Source organism: Bacillus sp. FSL R5-0576, from assembly GCF_038004765.1.
In the GTDB taxonomy this organism is placed as follows: Bacteria; Bacillota; Bacilli; order Bacillales; family Bacillaceae; genus Bacillus; species Bacillus subtilis.
Genome location: NZ_JBBORU010000001.1, coordinates 3,990,001 through 4,005,000, shown reverse-complemented (window position 1 = coordinate 4,005,000; position 15,000 = coordinate 3,990,001). Strand labels below are relative to the sequence as shown.

15 protein-coding genes, 1 tRNA gene, 1 rRNA gene, 1 other RNA gene and 1 other annotated feature (2 of these 19 cut by a window edge) are annotated in these 15,000 nt (G+C 43.3%); of the genes, 4 read left to right on the top strand and 14 right to left on the bottom strand.

Annotation, left to right across the window (positions count from 1 at the left end):
- From NX903_RS20575 to tadA, 8 genes are all read right to left on the bottom strand, one after another.
- A 16S ribosomal RNA gene (locus tag NX903_RS20575) occupies positions 1-1,155 on the bottom strand (it extends 395 nt beyond the left edge of the window).
- Positions 1,156-1,400: 245 nt separating this feature from the next.
- The gene (gene bofA / locus NX903_RS20570) at positions 1,401-1,664 is read right to left on the bottom strand and encodes a sigma-K factor-processing regulator BofA (protein ID WP_015715090.1); all 264 of its coding nucleotides are present in this window, start codon (positions 1,662-1,664) and stop codon (positions 1,401-1,403) included.
- Between the two features lie 66 nt (positions 1,665-1,730).
- Positions 1,731-1,955, bottom strand: a complete 225-nt coding sequence (locus NX903_RS20565; protein WP_003242387.1) for a YaaL family protein — start codon at positions 1,953-1,955, stop codon at positions 1,731-1,733.
- A gap of 17 nt (positions 1,956-1,972) precedes the next feature.
- Positions 1,973-2,569, bottom strand: coding sequence for a recombination protein RecR (gene recR, locus NX903_RS20560; protein ID WP_003225425.1), 597 nt, complete (start codon positions 2,567-2,569; stop codon positions 1,973-1,975).
- 14 nt (positions 2,570-2,583) lie between these two features.
- Positions 2,584-2,907 carry a YbaB/EbfC family nucleoid-associated protein gene (locus tag NX903_RS20555; RefSeq protein WP_003225427.1) on the bottom strand — a complete coding sequence of 108 codons (324 nt, stop codon included), beginning with the start codon at positions 2,905-2,907 and terminating at the stop codon, positions 2,584-2,586.
- A 23-nt stretch (positions 2,908-2,930) separates the two neighbouring features.
- On the bottom strand, positions 2,931-4,622 hold the full coding sequence (gene dnaX / locus NX903_RS20550) for a DNA polymerase III subunit gamma/tau (protein WP_069322309.1): 1,692 nt from the start codon (positions 4,620-4,622) through the stop codon (positions 2,931-2,933).
- A gap of 129 nt (positions 4,623-4,751) precedes the next feature.
- An RNA gene (gene ffs / locus NX903_RS20545) (signal recognition particle sRNA large type) lies at positions 4,752-5,016 on the bottom strand.
- Positions 5,017-5,098: 82 nt separating this feature from the next.
- Positions 5,099-5,584, bottom strand: coding sequence for a tRNA adenosine(34) deaminase TadA (gene tadA, locus NX903_RS20540; RefSeq protein ID WP_003226784.1), 486 nt, complete (start codon positions 5,582-5,584; stop codon positions 5,099-5,101).
- Between the two features lie 85 nt (positions 5,585-5,669).
- On the opposite strand from tadA, the gene NX903_RS20535 reads away from it, so the two are divergent.
- The 4 genes from NX903_RS20535 to dck all read left to right on the top strand — a co-directional run bounded on the left by NX903_RS20535 (position 5,670) and on the right by dck (position 8,940).
- The gene (locus tag NX903_RS20535; RefSeq protein WP_003226786.1) at positions 5,670-6,215 is read left to right on the top strand and encodes an isochorismatase family cysteine hydrolase; all 546 of its coding nucleotides are present in this window, start codon (positions 5,670-5,672) and stop codon (positions 6,213-6,215) included.
- A 69-nt stretch (positions 6,216-6,284) separates the two neighbouring features.
- On the top strand, positions 6,285-7,568 hold the full coding sequence (locus NX903_RS20530; protein ID WP_086343355.1) for a glycoside hydrolase family 18 protein: 1,284 nt from the start codon (positions 6,285-6,287) through the stop codon (positions 7,566-7,568).
- Between the two features lie 98 nt (positions 7,569-7,666).
- Positions 7,667-8,290 carry a deoxyguanosine kinase gene (gene dgk / locus NX903_RS20525; protein ID WP_003226790.1) on the top strand — a complete coding sequence of 208 codons (624 nt, stop codon included), beginning with the start codon at positions 7,667-7,669 and terminating at the stop codon, positions 8,288-8,290.
- The gene (gene dck, locus NX903_RS20520) at positions 8,287-8,940 is read left to right on the top strand and encodes a deoxyadenosine/deoxycytidine kinase (protein WP_003226792.1); all 654 of its coding nucleotides are present in this window, start codon (positions 8,287-8,289) and stop codon (positions 8,938-8,940) included. The genes dgk and dck overlap by 4 nt, the downstream gene beginning before the upstream one ends.
- 111 nt (positions 8,941-9,051) lie before the next feature.
- Here dck and NX903_RS20515 read toward each other — a convergent pair.
- From NX903_RS20515 to guaB, 6 genes are all read right to left on the bottom strand, one after another.
- Positions 9,052-9,144 (bottom strand) — tRNA-Ser (locus NX903_RS20515).
- 134 nt (positions 9,145-9,278) lie between these two features.
- On the bottom strand, positions 9,279-10,556 hold the full coding sequence (serS, locus tag NX903_RS20510) for a serine--tRNA ligase (protein WP_086343354.1): 1,278 nt from the start codon (positions 10,554-10,556) through the stop codon (positions 9,279-9,281).
- A gap of 56 nt (positions 10,557-10,612) precedes the next feature.
- Positions 10,613-10,825, bottom strand: a binding site (T-box leader).
- 52 nt (positions 10,826-10,877) lie between these two features.
- Positions 10,878-11,468: a pyridoxal 5'-phosphate synthase glutaminase subunit PdxT gene (gene pdxT, locus NX903_RS20505; RefSeq protein ID WP_003226797.1), complete on the bottom strand. Its 591-nt coding sequence runs from the start codon at positions 11,466-11,468 to the stop codon at positions 10,878-10,880.
- 21 nt (positions 11,469-11,489) lie between these two features.
- Entirely contained in the window at positions 11,490-12,374 is an 885-nt protein-coding gene (pdxS, locus tag NX903_RS20500) for a pyridoxal 5'-phosphate synthase lyase subunit PdxS (RefSeq protein WP_003247145.1), read from the bottom strand.
- 196 nt (positions 12,375-12,570) lie between these two features.
- On the bottom strand, positions 12,571-13,902 hold the full coding sequence (gene dacA, locus NX903_RS20495) for a D-alanyl-D-alanine carboxypeptidase (RefSeq protein WP_086343353.1): 1,332 nt from the start codon (positions 13,900-13,902) through the stop codon (positions 12,571-12,573).
- Positions 13,903-14,054: 152 nt separating this feature from the next.
- Positions 14,055-15,000, bottom strand: the 3' portion of a protein-coding gene (guaB, locus tag NX903_RS20490) for an IMP dehydrogenase (RefSeq protein WP_003226803.1). It continues 521 nt past the right edge of the window; only the last 946 of its 1,467 coding nucleotides appear in the window; its start codon lies off the right edge, out of view; its stop codon occupies positions 14,055-14,057.

Genomic DNA, 15,000 nt, shown 5'->3' with positions numbered 1-15,000 from the left:
AGTGCCCAACTGAATGCTGGCAACTAAGATCAAGGGTTGCGCTCGTTGCGGGACTTAACCCAACATCTCACGACACGAGCTGACGACAACCATGCACCACCTGTCACTCTGCCCCCGAAGGGGACGTCCTATCTCTAGGATTGTCAGAGGATGTCAAGACCTGGTAAGGTTCTTCGCGTTGCTTCGAATTAAACCACATGCTCCACCGCTTGTGCGGGCCCCCGTCAATTCCTTTGAGTTTCAGTCTTGCGACCGTACTCCCCAGGCGGAGTGCTTAATGCGTTAGCTGCAGCACTAAGGGGCGGAAACCCCCTAACACTTAGCACTCATCGTTTACGGCGTGGACTACCAGGGTATCTAATCCTGTTCGCTCCCCACGCTTTCGCTCCTCAGCGTCAGTTACAGACCAGAGAGTCGCCTTCGCCACTGGTGTTCCTCCACATCTCTACGCATTTCACCGCTACACGTGGAATTCCACTCTCCTCTTCTGCACTCAAGTTCCCCAGTTTCCAATGACCCTCCCCGGTTGAGCCGGGGGCTTTCACATCAGACTTAAGAAACCGCCTGCGAGCCCTTTACGCCCAATAATTCCGGACAACGCTTGCCACCTACGTATTACCGCGGCTGCTGGCACGTAGTTAGCCGTGGCTTTCTGGTTAGGTACCGTCAAGGTACCGCCCTATTCGAACGGTACTTGTTCTTCCCTAACAACAGAGCTTTACGATCCGAAAACCTTCATCACTCACGCGGCGTTGCTCCGTCAGACTTTCGTCCATTGCGGAAGATTCCCTACTGCTGCCTCCCGTAGGAGTCTGGGCCGTGTCTCAGTCCCAGTGTGGCCGATCACCCTCTCAGGTCGGCTACGCATCGTTGCCTTGGTGAGCCGTTACCTCACCAACTAGCTAATGCGCCGCGGGTCCATCTGTAAGTGGTAGCCGAAGCCACCTTTTATGTTTGAACCATGCGGTTCAAACAACCATCCGGTATTAGCCCCGGTTTCCCGGAGTTATCCCAGTCTTACAGGCAGGTTACCCACGTGTTACTCACCCGTCCGCCGCTAACATCAGGGAGCAAGCTCCCATCTGTCCGCTCGACTTGCATGTATTAGGCACGCCGCCAGCGTTCGTCCTGAGCCAGGATCAAACTCTCCGATAAAGTAGTTTGACTGACTACGCACATCGCTGTGCGATTTATAAAAAATGAATTAACAGGTACGTTTTGTCTTGTTTAGTTTTCAAAGAACTTTGTTTACCGCTCGTTTAAGCGACTTTATTATCATAACATTTACCGCCGCTACTGTCAACAACTTTTTAATATTTTCTTTTCAAAAAAGCTGTTCGTCATCAGCGACGTATATTAGAATAACACCTTCAGTTGTCTAAGTCAATACATAATATCAATTAAATGATAAATTGCTTAATAACGACTAACGCAGCTATTCCGGGTATCCCTAAAATTCCGCTGATAGCTGTTGTAACCAGATTAATCGGCACATGAATGCCAAGACTGCCGCCAAACATATTTACACAAACCAGCAGCAAAGCACCTGCCACAAATTTAACAGCTGTGATGCCCATCCACTTTAAAGGCTTCGCAGCTGAACCTGATAAAAAAAGAAGAATAACCAGTCCTAAAATAATCCCAATAATAAAAATAGGCTCCATGAATCTTCTCATCTCCTTCGCTTGTTCTAGTACAAGCTTATGAGAAGATCCAGGAGTTTAGACCACTTACTTCCACCGGCTGATTTTTAAATTTCGCTGCTTCGCTTCCCTTAAGTAAAAAAAATACTTCGCTTCAGCTACTTTCAGTTCGTATAACACTTCAGCAGACGGTTCTAAGCTTTTTTCAACCAGCTTTTTTTGCCTGTTCCACTCTTCCTTTTGCTTAAAAAGCTGCTCGGTTAGTTTTTCATCAAACTCTCTTCTTAATGTTTTCTTGCGAAGAAAACCCATGGATCGCTTTTTCCTCCTTACAATTCACGTCTTCCTTCAAGTGCTTTAGAAAGAGTAACCTCGTCAGCATATTCCAAGTCACCGCCGACGGGCAGTCCGTGGGCAATACGGGAGAGCTTAATACCAGACGGCTTGAGGAGCCTTGATATATACATCGCCGTTGCTTCCCCTTCTATATTAGGGTTTGTCGCGAGGATCACTTCTGTCACTTGATCATCCTGTAATCGTTTTAACAATTCTGGTATTTTAATATCCTCCGGTCCGATGCCGTCCATTGGAGAAATAGCGCCGTGAAGAACGTGATACTGTCCGTTGTATTCCTTCATTTTCTCCATAGCGATAACATCCTTAGGGTCTTGCACAACACAGATAACAGACTTATCCCTGCGCGTATCTTCACATATATAGCAAGGGTCCTGATCTGTAATATGCCCGCAAACTGAACAATATGTCAGGTTGCGTTTCGCATTTACTAATGCTTTCGCAAAATCTAATACTACATCTTCTTTCATACCTAGAACAAAAAAAGCCAGACGAACCGCTGTTTTCGGTCCGATCCCTGGCAATTTCATAAAGCTGTCAATCAGCTTTGATATTGGTTCAGGATATTGCATGTTCTTTTATCCCCCTAGAATAAACCTGGCATGTTCATTCCCTTTGTAAATTGACCCATTGTTTCGTTTGTGATTTCGTCAACTTTTTTCAAAGCTTCATTCGTTGCAGCAAGCACTAAATCTTGAAGCATATCAATATCTTCTGGATCAACGACTTCTTCTTTGATGATAACATCCAGGATTTCTTTTTGGCCGTTTGCTTTTACTGTTACCATACCGCCGCCTGCAGTTCCTTCAACAACCTTTTCTGCAAGCTCTTCTTGAGCCTTCGCCATGTCCTTTTGCATTTTTTGCATTTGTTTCATCATTTTTTGCATATTACCCATTCCGCCACGCATAGCATTCACTCTCTTTCATTTTGTTAGTCTTTTATTTCAATTAAATCCGCTCCAACAAGCTTTTTCGCTTCGGCAATAAGCGGGTCTTCTTCAGCCGGTTCATTTGATCCTTCATTTTCCTGCTGATGATCTTCTAAAAATTCTTCTCTTATTTTACCCCATTGTGCTTCTGGAACGCCAATCAAATCCATTCTTTTTCCGAGCATCGATTCTAAAATCTGCTCAAGATTAGTCCGGACTCCGTTGTTATCCTCAGCGACCATTTTACAATGAATTTCATATTTGAATTTCAGAACAAATGCCGCCGATCCGGCAGCCACAGGTTCACTGTCATTCAGCAAAGCGGCATGTGATACTTTGTTTTGCTGTTTGAGATGAGCAAGAAGCTTGCCCCAACTGTTTCTGAGCAGATCAAGATCCGGTCTTGTGGCTTCCTTCAAAATCTCATGAATTCTGCCTACTGGCGCTTTGTAATTGGATTTCCCGCCCTTTGGCACACGCGGCGCTTCTTTTTTCGGGCTTTCCGCAGCTGCTTTTATGCCCGTTGTTTTGAGCCGCTCTACTTCCTGTTCGAGCTGCTGGATTTTTTTCATCAGCATATCCACTTCCGGGAGATCAGCAGCAGATTGATGTGAGGTTTGGCAAATCTTCACAACGGCCACTTCGAAAAAGATACGCGGATGATTTGTCCATTTCATTTCCTGATGGCTCTTGTTCAGAATATCAATCATTTCATATAGGGCCTGAGCCGGAATTTGTTCACTTAGTTCCCGGAACGTTTCATCGACTTTTACTTTCTCAAGCACTCCCTCTAAGCCAGGGGCTGTTTTGTACAGCAGCATGTCCCTGAAATAGAAAATCATATCTTCTATCAGCTTAGCTGGATCTTTTCCTTGCTGAAGCAATTCATTTAATGTTTCCAGTGCGTCAGAAACGTTTTTATCATGCAGGGATTTTGCAAGCTTCCCGATATATAATTGAGAAACAGCACCCGTAATTAAAAGCGCATCTTCGACTTTCAGGATATCGCCGCTGAATGATATGGCCTGATCAAGAAGGCTCAGGGCATCCCTCATCCCTCCGTCTGCAGCACTCGCGATGATATCCAGCGATCCTTCCTCCACTTGTAGCTGTTCAGCATCAACAATTTTATTCATGCGGCCTACAATCGCTTGGGAGGTAATTCGTTTAAAGTCAAAACGCTGACATCTAGAGATAATGGTTAAAGGAATTTTGTGCGGTTCAGTTGTTGCTAATATGAAAATACAATGCTCAGGCGGCTCTTCTAATGTTTTTAGTAATGCATTAAAAGCGCCGATAGAAAGCATATGCACCTCATCTATGATATATACCTTATATGTGACGGCCGATGGGGCAAACTTCACTTTATCGCGAATGTCACGAATCTCATCAACACCGTTATTAGAAGCGGCGTCAATTTCTATGACATCGGATATTGACCCGTTTGTTATCCCTTTACAGGCCGCACATTCGTTGCATGGCTCATCAACAGGAGCATGTTCACAGTTGACAGCCTTAGCAAATATTTTGGCTGCACTGGTTTTTCCGGTTCCTCTAGGCCCGGAAAACAGATAGGCGTGAGAAAACTTTTTTTGCAAAAGGGCATTTTGCAGCGTTTTTGTAATGTGTTCTTGTCCGACCACATCTTCAAAGCGCTGAGGCCTGAATACTCGATATAAAGCTTGGTAACTCACGGGTTTGCCCTCCTCCGTTATTCATCATTCCCATTATACATGAACCTTGTTTCGATTCCAAAAGCTCTTTTTACATAACAAAAAACTCACCTAATGTTAGGTGAGTCTGAAAATTTGATGATTGATTTACCGTGCACCTTCTGTCGATTCGCTACCCTAAGCGTTACTTAAGCAGTTAGCTCGGCCCAGGCAACCCTGCGGCACATGAGAGGTTTCACTTAATGCTGCTTCCTTCCGGACCTGACATGGTTCATGAATTCCCATTGCGCAGGACCCAAACGTCAACACCACTTACTTAAGGCAGGCCTTAAAGTAAACGAACCTCGAGAAGGGATTCGGCCCTGCTAGAGCGGATTGCAGGTACAGGGCACCGCTACCTCCCCGCTTAGCACGGCAAAATAAATATCAAATTTTATATTGCATCTATTACGATGCACACTTAAGTATATCTGTTTCCCCTAAAAATTGCAACCGTACTATTCAGACAAGTTTTTCCTGGCGGCTTTCTTCTTTTTTCTTAGTTCTCTGAAAAACGCACTGAGCATTCCGCCGCATTCTTCCTCAAGTACACCGCTCACCACTTCAGCCTGATGATTAAAGCGTTCCTCCTGAAGAAGGTTCATTAGCGTGCCTGAACAGCCGCCTTTCGGATCAAATGCGCCAAAAACCACTTTTTCCACTCGAGAAAGTACGACTGCACCAGCACACATTGGACAAGGCTCAAGCGTCACATAAAGAGTCGCACCTTCCAGCCGCCATGTTCCGAGTGCCTTACACGCTTCATCAATTACAAGCATTTCTGCATGAGCAATAGATCGCTGTTCAGTCTCTCTTAAATTATGTGCACGCGCTATAATTTCATCATTAACGACAAGCACCGCACCTATTGGCACTTCACCTTTCTCTTCAGCCTTTTTCGCTTCTTTAATTGCTTCTTTCATATAAAGTTCATCTTGTGTCATAAGGATAAGCTCTCTTTTCAAAGTTTTTTCATTGCCTAAAAAGGCTACATATTAACTATAACTGAAACGGAAAGGAGACTGTCGATTGTCCAAAGCAGATACAGCCCTTCTCATTGTAGACATGATCAATAATTTTGAATTCGATATGGGAGAAACCCTCGCTAAAAAAACAGAAAAAATCGTTCCTCATATTTTATCATTAAAGGAGCACGCGAGACAAAATGAATGGCCGATTATTTACATCAATGATCATTATGGACTTTGGCAAGCTGACATTAAAAACATTCAGCAAGAATGCACAAATGAAAGAAGCAAGGATATCATCACAAAGATAGCCCCGGAAGATGCTGATTATTTTTTAATCAAACCAAAACATTCCGCTTTCTACGAAACTGCACTTCACACCCTTCTTACTGAGTTGCAGGTGAGACATATTATCTTAACAGGTATAGCCGGCAATATATGTGTGCTGTTTACCGCTAATGACGCTTATATGAGGGAATACAGCATCACGATTCCTAAGGACTGTATCGCGTCAAACAGTGACGAAGATAACGAATTCGCCTTAACTATGATGGAGAATGTTCTTTTCGCAGAAATTACGACGGAAGAACAAATTACAGAAAAATAAACATGATCAGCGCTTTTCTTTCATACATTGATAGCGATATGAAAGGAGGCGTTTTTCATTCAAATTTATGTGGTAAAACAAGGCGACACTCTTTCTGCTATCGCTTCACAATACAGAACAACCGTAAGTGAGATCACTGAAACGAATGAAATACCGAATCCCGACAGCCTTGTTGTCGGACAAACCATTGTCATTCCAATAGCTGGCCAGTTCTATGATGTGAAGCGAGGTGATACCCTGACATCCATCGCCCGGCAGTTCAATACAACGGCAGCCGAGCTCGCAAGGGTTAACCGCATCCAGTTAAATACCGTGCTTCAGATTGGTTTCCGTTTATACATCCCACCAGCCCCTAAACGAGACATCGAATCAAATGCTTATTTGGAGCCCCGAGGAAATCAAGTCAGCCAAAATCTCCAGCAGGCGGCCAGAGAAGCGTCACCCTACTTAACGTACCTTGGCGCATTCAGCTTCCAGGCACAGCGTAACGGAACCTTAGTCGCACCGCCTTTAACGAATTTAAGGAGCATTACAGAAAGTCAAAATACAACATTGATGATGATTATAACGAACCTAGAAAACCAGGCATTTAGCGATGAACTTGGCCGGATCCTTTTGAACGACGAAACTGTAAAAAGAAGGCTTCTAAATGAAATAGTGGAGAATGCCAAGAGATATGGCTTCCGTGACATTCATTTCGACTTTGAATATTTGCGGCCCCAGGATAGAGAGGCCTATAATCAATTCCTCCGCGAAGCAAGGGATCTTTTTCATCGAGAGGGCTTAGAAATTTCTACGGCTCTTGCTCCTAAAACAAGTGCAACACAGCAGGGCAGATGGTATGAAGCTCATGATTACAGGGCACATGGCCAAATTGTCGACTTTGTTGTTCTCATGACATATGAATGGGGCTATAGCGGCGGGCCGCCTCAAGCGGTTTCTCCAATTGGACCTGTCCGTGATGTCATAGAATATGCTTTGACTGAAATGCCTGCGAACAAAATTGTCATGGGCCAGAATTTATATGGATATGACTGGACGCTGCCATATACAGCAGGGGGAACTCCAGCAAGAGCAGTAAGCCCTCAGCAAGCCATTGTCATAGCTGATCAGAACAATGCTTCCATTCAGTATGACCAAACCGCTCAAGCTCCTTTCTTCCGCTATACTGATGCAGAAAACAGAAGGCACGAGGTATGGTTCGAGGATGCCCGCTCGATTCAAGCAAAATTCAATTTGATTAAAGAGCTGAATTTAAGAGGCATCAGCTATTGGAAGCTGGGTCTTTCCTTTCCACAAAACTGGCTGCTGCTGTCTGATCAATTTAATGTTGTCAAAAAGACGTTTCGATAATTTGGAAACGTCTTTTTTTCATGGGGGCACCCAAGGGTTGTGATACAATATGAAGGTCGGTAACTGACGCACGTTTTTCAGATATAAGGAGGATTCCGATGAATACAGCCCCTTTTATTGCAATAGAAGGTCCTATCGGGGCAGGAAAAACAACTCTCGCAACGATGCTCTCACAAGAGTTCGGATTCCCTATGATCAATGAGATTGTAGAGGATAACCCGTACCTTGATAAGTTTTATGACAATATAGAGGAATGGAGCTTCCAGCTCGAGATGTTTTTTCTTTGTCACAGATACAAACAGCTTGAAGACACCAGTGATCACTTTTTAAAAAAGGGACAGCCTGTAATAGCTGATTATCATATTTATAAAAATGTGATTTTTGCGGAACGCACCTTGTCTCCACATCAGCTGGAAAAATACAAAAAGATATATCACCTGCTAACGGATGATCTGCCAAAGCCGAATTTCATCATTTACATAAAGGCCAGTCTGCCTACATTGCTACACCGCATTGAAAAACGCGGACGCCCCTTTGAGAAAAAAATTGAAACTAGCTATTTGGAGCAGCTGATTTCAGATTATGAAGTCGCCATCAAGCAGCTGCAGGAAGCAGACCCTGAACTTACAGTGTTAACCGTAGATGGTGATTCAAAGGATTTCGTTTTGAATAAGAGCGACTTTGAACGCATTGCCGCCCATGTAAAGGAGCTTATCGTATGAAGGAACATCATATCCCTAAGAATTCAATTATTACAGTAGCAGGAACAGTAGGTGTCGGAAAATCGACTTTAACAAAAACTTTAGCTAAACGGCTTGGATTTAAAACATCTTTGGAGGAAGTCGATCATAATCCATACTTGGAAAAGTTCTATCATGATTTTGAACGTTGGAGCTTTCACCTTCAAATTTACTTCTTAGCTGAACGCTTCAAAGAACAGAAAACAATTTTTGAAGCCGGCGGAGGTTTTGTACAGGATCGTTCGATTTATGAAGATACAGGAATTTTCGCAAAAATGCATGCTGATAAAGGGACAATGTCAAAGGTTGATTATAAGACTTACACAAGCCTTTTCGAAGCAATGGTGATGACACCGTATTTCCCACACCCAGATGTGTTGATCTATTTAGAAGGAGATCTGGAGAACATTTTAAACCGGATTGAACAACGCGGCCGTGAGATGGAGCTTCAGACAAGCAGGTCTTATTGGGAAGAAATGCATACACGCTACGAGAACTGGATAAGCGGTTTTAATGCCTGTCCTGTTTTAAAACTTCGCATTGAAGATTATGATCTTCTGAACGACGAAAACTCGATTGAAAATATTGTAGATCAAATTGCTTCAGTTATTCATGATAATCAAAAAAAGTGAATCTCAGTCGAGATTCACTTTTTCTTTAAAATAAAAAATCCGCCGCACCGAATGCAACGGACAAAACAATCTCCAATATATGCTTGTGTTTCATTAGAATTAAAATCAATATGGCGGAGGAAGAGGGATTCGAACCCCCGCGGGCTTTGACACCCCTGTCGGTTTTCAAGACCGATCCCTTCAGCCGGACTTGGGTATTCCTCCGTATCGACAAGACTTACTATATCACGTATGTTCTCGTGTGGTCAAGCATTTTTAAAAACTTTTTTTGTTTTTATGAAAATGCCATGTTTACATAAGCAAAAAGGCGCACCTTGTCAGGCACGCCTTTCCATAATTTACGGTTTTATTACTTCTCTATTCCCCATATAAGGACGAAGCACTTTCGGAATCACAACGCTTCCGTCTTCCTGCTGATAATTTTCTAATATAGCGGCAACTGTTCTTCCAACCGCCAGTCCTGAACCGTTCAGTGTGTGTACATGCTCAGGCTTGCCTTTCGCTTCACGTCTGAAACGAATATTCGCACGTCTCGCCTGGAACGCTTCGAAGTTGCTGCAAGAAGAAATTTCTCGATATGTGTCTTGGCTCGGAATCCAAACTTCGATATCGTATTTTTTCGCAGCCGTAAAGCCTAAGTCACCCGTACACATGCTCATGACACGGTATGGAAGCTCAAGCAGCTGAAGAACCCGTTCTGCTTGGTTTGTAAGTTTCTCTAATTCTTCATAAGAATCTTCAGGCTTCACAAACTTTACAAGCTCAACTTTATTAAATTGGTGCTGACGAATTAATCCGCGTGTGTCACGTCCTGCTGAACCAGCTTCAGAACGGAAGCAAGCACTGAATGCCGCATAGTTGATCGGCAGGCTGTCACCTGAAAGGATTTCATCGCGATGCATGTTTGTAATCGGCACTTCCGCCGTTGGAATTAAGAAATAATCTTCTTCTCTGATTTTAAATGCATCCTCTTCAAATTTAGGAAGCTGCCCCGTTCCCGTCATGCTTGCGCGGTTTACCATATATGGCGGGATCACTTCAGTGTAGTTATACTCATCCACATGCAGATCAAGCATAAAGTTATAAAGTGCACGCTCCAGACGAGCACCTAAGCCTTTATAGAACACGAAACGGCTTCCTGTTACTTTGGCAGCACGTTCAAAATCCAGAATGCCCAGCTCATCCGCAATATCCCAGTGCGGCTTCGGCTCGTAAGAAAATGAAGGCTTTTCACCCCATTTACGCACTTCTACGTTGTCGTCTTCTGTTTCACCGACAGGTACAGACTCATGCGGAATATTTGGGATTGAGAGCAGGATTGTATCAAGCTCAGCTTCCACTGTCCGTAATTCTTCATCAAGCTTTTTAATTTCCTCGCCGACTTCACGCATTTCTTTAATAATGTGATCCGCGTCTTTTTTCTCACGCTTCAGCACAGCGACCTGCTGAGAAACTTCATTTCGTTTTCCTTTTAACTCTTCAACCTTGCCGATGAGCTCTCTTCGTCTATCATCCAGCGCCTCAAACTTATCAAAATCAGTTAAGTCTTCGCCTTTGTGTACAAGCTTTGCTTTAATTTCTTGAAAATTTGCTCTCAGCATTTTCGTATCAAGCATGCGAAACACTCCTTTTTTTATTGATTTGTCGAAAATAAAAAGAGCCCTCATCCCCATAAAGGGACGAGAGCTCTCGCGTTGCCACCCTGATTGAAAACAAATCAAAGACTCGTTTTCCACTTTCAAACATAACGGTTATCCCGTAAATGCCTACTTGTTTCAGCATTTCGCTCAAGGATGGATTCAGACAGCATCTTTCACCGATTCGCACCAACCATCGGCTCTCTTAGAAAGAGAGGCTCCCTACTAGTTCCTATCAACGCTTTTCGATCTTTATTTGTGCTTATAATGTACTATAAGTTTCCACAGCTTTCAACTGTTTTATACAAGTGCCTTTTGCTTATATTCCTCAACCATTTCAACAAACAGCTGTGTCACTCGGTGATCTTCTGTCAGCTCCGGATGGAATGAGCAGCCAAGGAATTGCCCCTGTTTCGCGGCTACAATACGACCATTATGCTCCGATAGAACTTCAACATTTTCACCAGCTTCTAAAATATGCGGAGCACGGATGAATACCCCTGTAAAAGGCTCGTCCAAGCCTTTAATTGTTAAATCAGCTTCAAAGCTGTCAACCTGCCGGCCAAATGAATTACGTTCTACAACCACATTCAGAAGACCTAAATGAGGATTATCTGAACCGGCAATTTCTTTTGCTAATATAATTAATCCGGCACATGTTCCAAACATCGGTTTGCCTTGAGCAGCGAATTCACGAAGCGGCTCCATGAATTGATACGTATCGATCAAACGGCGCATCGTCGTGCTCTCACCGCCCGGCAAAATCAACCCGTCAACTTCGTTCAGCTGCTCCGGACGTTTTACGACAAGACCAGCCGCGCCGCATGCTTCAATCGCATGGATGTGCTCTCTAACTGCTCCTTGAAGTCCTAGTACACCTATTGTTAACATGTCAGCAGCGCTCCTATGTTCTTACCAGCCGCGTTCTTGCATACGCTGTTCTGGAAGTAAGTTTGAGATTTCAATCCCTTTCATTGCAGTACCAAGCTCTTTTGACAGCTCAGCGATCAATTTGTAATCAGTGAAGTGAGTTGTTGCTTCCACAATTGCTTTCGCAAATTTAGCAGGGTTGTCTGATTTGAAAATACCAGAACCAACAAATACTCCGTCAGCACCAAGCTGCATCATGAGAGCAGCATCAGCTGGAGTTGCTACGCCGCCAGCGGCAAAGTTAACGACAGGAAGCTTGCCGTCTTTTTTAATTTGAAGAAGAAGCTCGTAAGGAGCACCTAGGTTTTTCGCTTCTGTCATTAGTTCATCCTCACTCATCGCAACTACTTTGCGCACTTGAGCGTTAACTTTGCGCATATGGCGAACAGCCTCAACAATATTACCTGTTCCAGGCTCACCTTTTGTGCGAAGCATAGAAGCACCTTCCGCAATACGGCGTGTTGCTTCACCAAGATCACGGCAGCCACAGACAAAAGGAACTGTGTATTCATTTTTATTTAAATGAAATTCTTCGTCAGCCGGCGTCAGAACTTCACTTTCATCAATATAGTCAACACCCATAGCTTCAAGCACACGCGCTTCAACAATATGTCCGATACGCGCTTTTGCCATTACCGGGATAGATACTGCATTCATTACTTCTTCCACGATTGTAGGGTCAGCCATACGGGCAACTCCTCCAGCCGCGCGAATATCTGCTGGCACACGTTCTAGCGCCATTACAGCGACAGCTCCAGCCTCTTCAGCGATTTTCGCTTGTTCCGCATTGATGACGTCCATGATGACGCCGCCTTTTTGCATTTCTGCCATTCCGCGTTTTACACGTTCAGTACCTGTTTGAGCCATTTCTTGGTCCCCCTAATCAAGGTATAGTTATATGATTTCTAATCCTTATTGTATCCTAGAAATCCAATAATTCATATGGATATATACTATTTTATTCGGTTTTTAGCGCTTTGAAAATCATTTTTTATTAAAAATTGGGTTTTTTCAGTATATTACGCGAAAGAGCCCTAACTTCCATCAGAGCTCTTTCAATTGATTAAAACCAGCCGGTTACCGTATCAACAATGCTTCCCCAAATTCCGGCAAAAAATCCGCCGATACTGCGCATTGTCAAAACAAACCAGTTTGCTTTTTCTACATTTTCTTTTGTAACAAGGTCTACGCCAGCCAGATCGCTGTTAATGAATCCGTAATCCTTTTCATCACCTGTGTATTCCGCAGTCAGCTTCCCAACCTTGGTTCCTTTTTTCACAGGAGCAGTTAAGTTGTCTTTATTCAGTGTGACCTTCGCTTTGTAATTCTTTTCTTCACCATTTTTGACAGGAAGAGAGAACGCCTTGTTTGTCACAATGCCTACTTCTTTCTCTTTACCCTTATCAACTGAAACTGTTTTATGGCCTTTTACTTGATCGCCTTCAGCATAAATTTCTTTCATGGAGAAATTGTCGAAAGCATAATCAAACATTTTTTTCGTTTCATCGAAACGGCCTGTATGAAGGTTGCCCTTTGCGTTTAAAACAACAGTGATGACACGCATACCGTTGCGTTCAGCTGTTCCTGTAAAGCATGAACCCGCAGAGTCAGTAGAACCCGTTTTCAGTCCGTCTACAGTCGCTTTTTTATACTCGCTGACAAGTCCCTTCAGCATAAAATTCCAGTTCGGCATGTCCATTTCATCATCGGTGCCTTCTCTGAATTTCGTTTTGGCGATACTGGAAGTCTCCAGTATCTCAGGGTAGTCAGTAATCAAGTGATCCGCAAGAACCGCCATATCCTTTGCAGAAACTTCACTTTCTTCATTTACGCTTGTCCCCTCAGGCTGATGCCCGTGAAGATCTTTGTTTTCAAGACCTGTTGCGTTAACAAATTTGTAATCTGTTAAGCCTAGTTCTTTTGCTTTTGCATTCATTTTTTCAACAAACTTAGTTTCAGAACCGGCAACGATTTCTGCAATCGCAATAGCAGCAGCATTTGCAGAATAAATTGCTGTAGCTTGATATAATTCTTTTACTGTGTATTTCCCGTCTTTCCGAAGAGGAACGTTTGATAAGCTGTTATCTTGGGAAATTTCATACACATAGTCATCAGGCGTATAGGTTTGGTCCCATTTCACTTTACCTTGATCAATTGCTTCTAATAACAGATACTCTGTCATCATTTTTGTCATACTCGCAATTGGCAGTCTCTTATCTGCATTTTTACTGTAAAGAATTTTACCTGAAGAAGCTTCGATCATAATAGCAGCAGATGCATTGATATCAATTGGATCGCTGGCTGCTTTTGCTTTTGACATTGGAGCCAGACACGTGACAGCTAGAGTTAACACAACCAATGACATCAGTAGCTGTTTACATTTCTTGATGTTCAATCGTACGACCTCCGTATTTCATTTTCTTCATCTATAATTAAGCCGTTAAGGACATTTTCAATGCACAACAGTATAAATTTTATCATAATCAGTATAAAAAAAATAGACAGAGTCAGAGACCCTGTCAAATGTTTTTAATTTGTAACAATTTATTATGAAATTGTATAGTTAGGTGATTCTTTTGTAATCTGTACGTCATGCGGATGGCTTTCGCGAAGTCCTGCGCCAGTCATGCGAATGAACTGAGCTTCTTCTCTTAGCGCACGCAGATCTTTGGACCCGCAATACCCCATACCAGAACGAAGGCCTCCGACTAGCTGATAAACGGTTTCTTCAACTGGTCCTTTGTAAGGTGTGCGTCCTTCAATTCCTTCAGGAACAAATTTTTTGTTTTCTTCTTGGAAGTAACGGTCTTTACTTCCTTTTTCCATTGCAGCAACTGATCCCATGCCGCGGTATACCTTAAATCTTCTGCCTTGGTAGATTTCAGTTTCACCGGGGCTTTCTGATGTGCCTGCAAGCAAGCTTCCGAGCATAACAGCATGTCCGCCGGCTGCCAATGCTTTAGTGATATCGCCAGAGAATTTAATCCCACCGTCGGCGATGATTGTTTTGCCGTGTTTTCTTGCTTCAGTCGCACAATCATAAATTGCTGTAATTTGCGGAACACCGACGCCGGCTACAACACGTGTAGTACAAATTGAACCAGGTCCTATTCCAACTTTGACAACGTCTGCTCCAGCTTCGATAAGCGCTCTTGTCGCTTCAGCTGTTGCCACGTTTCCAGCAATAATGTTTAATTCGGGATACGTTTCACGGATTTTTGTGACTGTGTTTAAAACGCCTTGAGAGTGTCCGTGAGCTGTATCGATAACAATCACATCAACATTGGCTTCAACAAGCTTTTTGACGCGAGTCATTGTATCGCCAGTTACACCAACTGCCGCACCAACGATCAGGCGGCCGTGAATGTCTTTAGATGAGTTCGGGAACTCAATGACTTTTTCAATGTCTTTAATTGTGATAAGACCTTTTAATTTATTCTGGTCGTCTACGAGAGGAAGCTTTTCAATTTTATGTTTCTGCAAAATCTTTTCA

What these genes read in the sequence shown, in the direction of transcription:
- bofA (WP_015715090.1), bottom strand. Translation starts at nt 1,664, where the DNA reads ATGGAGCCTATTTTTATTATTGGGATTATTTTAGGACTGGTTATTCTT.
- NX903_RS20565 (WP_003242387.1), bottom strand. Translation starts at nt 1,955, where the DNA reads ATGGGTTTTCTTCGCAAGAAAACATTAAGAAGAGAGTTTGATGAAAAA.
- recR (WP_003225425.1), bottom strand. Translation starts at nt 2,569, where the DNA reads ATGCAATATCCTGAACCAATATCAAAGCTGATTGACAGCTTTATGAAA.
- NX903_RS20555 (WP_003225427.1), bottom strand. Translation starts at nt 2,907, where the DNA reads ATGCGTGGCGGAATGGGTAATATGCAAAAAATGATGAAACAAATGCAA.
- tadA (WP_003226784.1), bottom strand. Translation starts at nt 5,584, where the DNA reads ATGACACAAGATGAACTTTATATGAAAGAAGCAATTAAAGAAGCGAAA.
- dgk (WP_003226790.1), top strand. Translation starts at nt 7,667, where the DNA reads ATGAATACAGCCCCTTTTATTGCAATAGAAGGTCCTATCGGGGCAGGA.
- dck (WP_003226792.1), top strand. Translation starts at nt 8,287, where the DNA reads ATGAAGGAACATCATATCCCTAAGAATTCAATTATTACAGTAGCAGGA.
- serS (WP_086343354.1), bottom strand. Translation starts at nt 10,556, where the DNA reads ATGCTTGATACGAAAATGCTGAGAGCAAATTTTCAAGAAATTAAAGCA.
- pdxT (WP_003226797.1), bottom strand. Translation starts at nt 11,468, where the DNA reads ATGTTAACAATAGGTGTACTAGGACTTCAAGGAGCAGTTAGAGAGCAC.
- pdxS (WP_003247145.1), bottom strand. Translation starts at nt 12,374, where the DNA reads ATGGCTCAAACAGGTACTGAACGTGTAAAACGCGGAATGGCAGAAATG.